At 68.9% G+C, this 1,017-nt stretch carries 1 protein-coding gene; it reads left to right on the top strand.

Features of this window, described 5'->3' with window-relative positions; all coding sequences use genetic code 11:
• Window positions 1-77 precede the first annotated feature (77 nt).
• Window positions 78-1,017 (top strand): IS481 family transposase (locus tag GU927_RS20390; protein WP_161764234.1); only part of this gene is annotated, 940 nt, incomplete at its 3' end.

The following is a 1,017-nucleotide window of genomic DNA, read 5'->3' as shown; positions in this document are numbered from 1 at the left end:
TGTGAATTCTCGGGAGGTTGTTCACCCGAAGCGGGGTTAGGCTGCAATCGCCAAACTCCAGCCGAGGATTCCGCAGGATGAACAACCCGCACCAAGGTGCCCGCCTTACCGTCTACAGTCGAGAGCAGATCGTCGCCCGTCTCAGTGCCGGACAGAAGGCAGCGGAAGTGGCTGCTGCCTTCGGCGTTTCCCTGCGCACCGTGCGGAAGTGGCTTGCGCGGTTCCGCGCGGGCGGGTGCGCGGCGCTGTCGAACCGCGCAAGCGCCCCCGTCCGTGTGGCGGGGCGTCTGCCGGATCGCCTGGTCGCGCTGGCGCTGCACCTTCGCCGCGAGTTGCGCCTGACCGGGGCGGAGATCGCCGTCAAGCTGGGCCTCGCGCGGTCGACCGTGGCGCGCTGGCTGGCCCGTGCCGGCATGGGACGGCTGGCCCGGATCGACCCGCCCGGGCCGGTGCGCCGCTACCAACGGGCGCGGGCAGGCGAGCTCATCCACCTCGACATCAAGAAGCTCGGCCGCTTCGACCGGCCCGGCCACCGCGCCACCGGAACGCGGAGGGGCTGCCGCAACCGCGGCGCGGGCTGGGACTTCGTCCATGTCGCCGTCGATGACGCGACGCGGCTGGCCTATGTCGAGGTGCTCGCCGACGAGCGGCGCGACACCACGACGGCCTTCCTGCTGCGCGCCCTGCGCTGGTTCCGCGGGCACGGCATCCGGGCCGAGCGGGTGATGACCGACAATGGCAGCGCCTATCGCTCCCGCCGCTTTGCAAAGGCGCTGCGATGGCTGGGCATCCGACACATCTTCACCCGCCCCTACACGCCCAAGACCAACGGCAAGGCGGAAAGGTTCATCCAGACCCTCCTGCGGGAATGGGCCTACGGCCTGCACCATCCAACATCAGCAGCGCGAAACGCCGACCTCACGCGCTGGCTTGACTGGTTCAACCAGTCACGACCACATTCTGCACTGGGCGGCCTCCCGCCAATCGCAAGGGTGAATGACCTTCTGAGAACTCACA

The sequence above is a fragment of the Paragemmobacter amnigenus genome (assembly GCF_009908265.2).
Classification (GTDB): Bacteria; Pseudomonadota; Alphaproteobacteria; order Rhodobacterales; family Rhodobacteraceae; genus Paragemmobacter; species Paragemmobacter amnigenus.
This window is presented reverse-complemented; position numbering and strand designations above follow the sequence as displayed.